Below are 6,000 nucleotides of genomic sequence, written 5' to 3' on the forward strand. Positions count from 1 at the left end.
AGGTTTTATTAATGACTTTGTTAACCGATATTAATAACTTAAATATTCAAGAAGAAATAGCCATCGTTGGGATGTCAGGGCGTTTTCCTGGAGCCGAAAATATTGCTGATTTTTGGCGAAATATCCGAGATGGTGTAGAGTCTATTTCTTTTTTCACAGATGAAGAACTAGTATCGGCTGGAATAGATGCGGCATTGCTAAACCAAGCCAGTTACGTCAAGGCAGGTGGTGTACTAGAAGATGTAGAGTTATTTGATGCTTCATTTTTTGGTTTTTCTCCCAGGGAAGCTGAAATTACAGATCCACAACATCGTCTTTTTTTAGAATGTGTTTGGGAAGCTCTAGAAAATGCTGGCTATAACTCCCAAAACTATGATGGTCAAATTGGCCTTTTTGCTGGTGTCGCTGCCAGTAATTATCTACTTTCCAACTTATATCCCAACCGGGAATTGATGGAGTCAGTAGATAGCTTTCAAATTTTGATTGGAAATGATAAGGATTTTTTACCCACACAAGTTTCATATAAATTGAATCTGAAGGGGCCGAGTATTAATGTTCAGACTGCTTGCTCCACATCTTTAGTTGCTGTTCATTTAGCTTGCCAAAGTTTACTGAATGGTGAAAGTGATATGGCTTTGGCTGGTGGCGTTTCTATAATGGTGCCGCAAAAGTCTGGTTATCAATATCAACCAGGGGGAATCCATTCTCCTGATGGACATTGCCGAGCTTTTGATGCTAAAGCTCAAGGAACTAATGGCGGTAATGGCTTGGGTGTAGTGGTTTTGAAAAGATTAGAGGATGCCATTGGCGATGGTGACTTGATTTACGCAGTAATTAAAGGTTCAGCTGTTAATAACGATGGTTCCTTAAAGGTGGGATATACAGCCCCCAGTGTCGATGGACAAAGGGAAGTTATTTTAGAAGCCCTTGCTTTAGCGGGAGTAGAACCTGAGACGATCGCCTATATAGAAACACATGGTACTGGCACTGCATTAGGAGATCCCATTGAAATCAAGGCTTTGACACAGGCTTTTCGTGCTAGTACTGAGAAAAAAAACTTTTGTGCGATCGCCTCAGTAAAAACAAATATAGGTCACTTAAACACAGCAGCAGGAGTCACAGGCTTAATTAAAACAGTCCTGGCACTAAAAAATCAACAAATACCACCTAGTCTACACTTCCAACAACCCAACCCAGAAATCGACTTCGCCAACAGCCCCTTCTACGTCAACACCAAATTATCACCTTGGCAAAGCAACGGCACACCACGCCGCGCCGGAGTTAGTTCTTTTGGCATTGGTGGTACAAACGCCCACGTGATTTTAGAACAAGCCCCGGATTTAGGGCAGAGGGGCAGGGGGGCAGGGGAGCAGGGGAGAAGATATCAATTGTTGGTAGTTTCTGCCAAAACTAACACAGCTTTAGAAACAGCTACAGCTAATCTAGTAAGGCATCTTCAAGAACATCCTCAAATTAACCTCGCAGATGTCGCTTACACCCTACAAGTTGGTCGTCAAGCATTTGAACATCGACGTATATTAGTATGTTGTAACCAAAACGATGCCGTAGATGCTGTAACCAGCCAAAATCCGCAACGTGTATTTACCTACCACCACAAACCCAGTCACCGTCCAGTTATCTTCATGTTTTCTGGACAAGGGACGCAATATGTCAACATGGCGCGGGAACTCTACGAAGTTGAACCGACATTTCGCCAAAATATAGATACTTGCGCCGAGATTCTTCAGCAACACCTAAATCTTGACATCCGCCAGATACTTTTTCAAGACGAAACAAAAGTTACCGAACAACTACAACAAACCGCCCTCACTCAACCAGGATTATTTGTGATTGAATATGCCCTAGCTCAATTATGGATGGAATGGGGCGTACATCCAGAAGCAATGATTGGGCATAGCATCGGGGAATATGTCGCTGCAACCATTGCGGGTGTCTTTTCTCTCGAAGATGCTTTGGCTATAGTTGCCACTAGGGGACGACTGATGCAACAGTTGCCCACAGGTAGTATGTTAGCAATTCCACTACCAGTAGAAAATTTGCGATCGCTCTTAACTGATGATACGCAAATTGCAGCGGTTAACAGCCCGTCTTCTTGTGTGGTTTCTGGTAAGAGTGAAGCTATAACTGCACTGCACAATCAATTATTACTCCAAGGAATTGAATGTCGAATGTTGCACACATCTCACGCTTTTCATAGTGAAATGATGCAACCGATTGTGCCAGAGTTTGTCAATGCTTTGAGCAAGGTGAAACTGAATGTGCCAAGTATTCGCTTTATTTCCAATGTGACTGGGACTTGGATTAGTGATAGTGATGCGACTAATCCCAGCTATTGGGGTGAACATTTGCGCCAGACTGTGCGTTTTTCTGATGGTATATTACAACTTCTGCAATTTGAGGGTGTTTTTTTGGAGGTGGGACCGGGACGAACGTTAACTACTTTGACAAAACAGCATTTACAATCTGATTCTAAACAACTGGTGGTGAATTGTTTACCCCATGTTCAGGAAGAACAATCTGATTTTGCTTATTTATTGCAATCTTTAGGTCGGTTGTGGTTGTTTGGTGTTGAAATTGATTGGTCTGGATTTTATCTTCATCAACGGCATTTGCGTTTGCCTTTGCCTACTTATCCTTTTGAACGTCAACGTTATTGGATTGAACCTGAAAAACAAAAACCAGATAATTATTCTAGTTTAGTCTCACTGGGTAAAAAGCCTGATATTTCTGACTGGTTCTATATTCCTTTCTGGAAACCATCTTTAGTCTCAGCACCGCTTGAATACACATCTCAACAATCTTGTACTTTAGTATTTATTGATGAGTGTGGCTTGGGTGCTAAATTAGTCAAACAGTTAGAACAAAAAAAACAGAAAGTTATTACTGTTAAAGTTGGAACAAAGTTCACAAAAATTAGTGAAGGTGAATATGCTCTTAATCCTCAGTATAATTATGACTACGATACTTTAATTAAAGAACTATTAATCCAACATAAATTACCAAAGTCCATTGTTCATTTATGGAGTGTCACACCTGCCATTGACAAAGAATTGAAAATTGAAGAAGTTGAAAAAGCACAGCTAACTGGATTTTATAGTCTACTATTTCTTGCCCAAGCTTTGTCAAAACAAGAAACTACGGATGATTTTCAAATTACAGTCATTTCTAACAATTTGCAGGCAGTAATAGGAAGTGAAGTACTTTGTCCAGAAAAAGCAACTTTACTTGGTACAATTAAAGTTATCTCTCAAGAATACTCAAATATTCATTGTCGTAGTATTGATGTTAATTTGCCTAATATTGGTAGTTGGCAAGAAGAAAAACTTGTAGAAAAGTTGCTGGTAGAATTAACTACTTCTAATTCTGATAAAGTGATTGCTTACCGAGGTTTGAATCGCTGGGTGCAAAGTTTTGAGCCAGTACACTTTGATGAAGCTAATCTAGGAAAATCACAATTAAGGCAAAAGGGAGCCTACCTGATTACAGGTGGACTTGGAGGAATTGGACTTGTTGTAGCAGAATATTTAGCTCAAACTGTACAAGCAAAACTACTATTAACAGGACGTTCGATTTTACCTAGCCGAGATGAATGGGAAAAATGGTTGATTGCTCACGATGAAACTGATAGTATTAGCTGCAAAATTCGCAAAGTAAAAGAACTAGAACAGTTGGGTGCAGAAGTTTTGGTAGTAAATGCTGATGTTACCAACCCCGAACAAATGCAAAATGCGATCGCTCAAGCTCAACAACAATTTGGGAATCTAAATGGTGTGATTCATGCTGCGGGTATTCTTGGCGGCGAGTCTATTGAAAAGATACGGAAAATTGATTGTGAGCAGCAATTCCAACCAAAAGTACATGGACTTTTAGTTTTAGAAAAAGTTTTACAAGACAAACAGCTTGATTTTTGTTTTTTACTATCTTCTTTATCATCTGTATTAGGAGGATTAGGATTTGTTGCATACTCAGCAGCAAATATCTTTATGGACGCTTTTGTACACAAACATAATCAAAATCATCCAGTTTCATGGACAAGCATAAGTTGGGATGGTTGGCAACTTCAAAAAGAAGATCAACAAAGTACATCTGTAGGTGTAAGTTTAGATGAATTAGCTATTCAGCCAGAAGACGGTATAAAAGCATTTAAAAGAATTTTTACTTGTAGTCAGTTTAATCATATAATTGTCTCAACTGGAGAACTTCAAACTAGAATTAGCCAATGGCTAAAGCTGGAATCTTTACCAGCAAGAGCAGCAAATTTATTACTTCATGACAGACCTGATTTAGAAAATCTATATGTTGCTCCAAGAAATGAAATTGAGCAAAATATTGCTAATATATGGCAAGAGATTCTAGGAATCAGAACTGTTGGACTGAATGATAACTTTTTTGAATTAGGAGGAGATTCTCTCTTAATAATTCAAGTTCGCAGTAAAATTCTGAAATCCTTAAATAAAAATTTGTCCGTTGCTGAATTATTTGAATATTCAACCGTAAGTACCTTGGCTGAATATCTCGGCAAAAAACAAGTTGAGGAACCAACATTTCAACAAGCCGATCAACGTGCCAGCAGAAAAGAAGCGGCTATGCAAGAAAAAAGACAATTAATGCAACAAAGGAGGAAGGTAAATGGATAACCAACAAATCCAAGATTCCATCAAAGGCATAGCCGTAATTGGTATGGTTGGTCGTTTTGCTGGAGCTAAAAGCATTGATGAATTTTGGGATAATTTATGTCAAGGAAAGGAGTCAATTTCATTCTTCAGTGATGAAGAACTAGAGGCTTCAGGCGTAGATCCAGCATGGCTGAACGATCGCAATTATGTAAAAGCTGGTGTTCGTCTGTCAGATATCGAGATGTTTGACGCACCTTTTTTCGATTTCTCACCAAAGGAAGCCGAGATCATCGATCCTCAACACCGGATTCTGCTTGAGTGTGCTTGGGAAGCATTGGAAAATGCTGGTTATAACCCAAGTTCAGGCAAAGGCTTAACCGGTGTTTATGTGGGAACCAATATGAGTAACTATTTTCTGAGTAATCTCAGTTCCCACCCTGATATTATCCAATCAAGGGGTTTGGCAGTTATATATGGCAATAGTCAGGACTTTGCAGCTACAAGAGTTTCATATAAATTAAATCTGAAAGGGCCGAGTATCAATGTTCAGACTGCCTGTTCTACATCGTTAGTTGCTGTGCATTCAGCCTGTCAAGGATTGCTAAACTATGAGTGCGATATGGCTTTGGCAGGTGGGATTTCCATAGAATCTCTGCAAAAGCAAGGTTATTTTTATCAAGAAGGAAGTATCACTTCTCCTGATGGTCACTGTCGCGCCTTTGATGCTAATGCCCAAGGAACTATTTTTGGGGATGGCGCGGGTATTGTTGTCCTTAAAAGATTAGAAGATGCCTTGACAGATGGTGACTGCATTCACGCAGTCATTAAAGGTTCAGCCATCAATAACGATGGTGCGGCGAAGGTAGGATATACTGCTCCGAGTGTGAGTGGTCAAGCTGAAGTGATTGCTGAGGCTCAAGCGATCGCTGGGGTTGCTGCGGAAACTATCACTTACATTGAGGCTCATGGAACAGGTACAGCTTTAGGCGATCCGATTGAAATTAGTGCCCTGAAAAAGGCGTTTGCAGCCCGTACTAAACAAAAAAACTTTTGTGCGATCGCCTCAGTAAAAACAAATATAGGTCACTTAAACACAGCAGCAGGAGTCACAGGCTTAATTAAAACAGTCCTAGCCCTAAAAAATCAACAAATACCACCCAGCCTACACTTCCAACAACCCAACCCAGAAATAGACTTCGCCAACAGCCCCTTCTACGTCAACACCAAATTATCACCTTGGCAAAGCAACGGCACACCACGCCGCGCCGGAGTTAGTTCTTTTGGCATTGGCGGTACAAATGCCCACGTGATTTTAGAACAAGCCCCGGATTTTGGGCAGGGGAGCAGAGGGGCAGAGGGGCAG

The 6,000-nt window shown here is 40.4% G+C and carries 2 protein-coding genes; both read left to right on the forward strand.

Features of this window, described 5'->3' with window-relative positions; genetic code table 11:
- Positions 1–11: 11 nt before the first annotated feature.
- Positions 12–4,658: a type I polyketide synthase gene (locus tag A4S05_RS08660; RefSeq protein WP_069069428.1), complete on the forward strand. Its 4,647-nt coding sequence runs from the start codon at positions 12–14 to the stop codon at positions 4,656–4,658.
- Positions 4,651–6,000: type I polyketide synthase (locus A4S05_RS08665; protein ID WP_141699676.1), on the forward strand; the 1,350-nt coding region annotated here is incomplete at its 3' end. The genes A4S05_RS08660 and A4S05_RS08665, both read left to right, overlap by 8 nt.

The sequence above is a fragment of the Nostoc sp. KVJ20 genome (assembly GCF_001712795.1).
GTDB lineage: Bacteria > Cyanobacteriota > Cyanobacteriia > Cyanobacteriales > Nostocaceae > Nostoc.

Bases quoted from the DNA above. Each gene is read 5' to 3' on its own strand.
- A4S05_RS08660 (WP_069069428.1), top strand. From the start codon at position 12: ATGACTTTGTTAACCGATATTAATAACTTAAATATTCAAGAAGAAATA.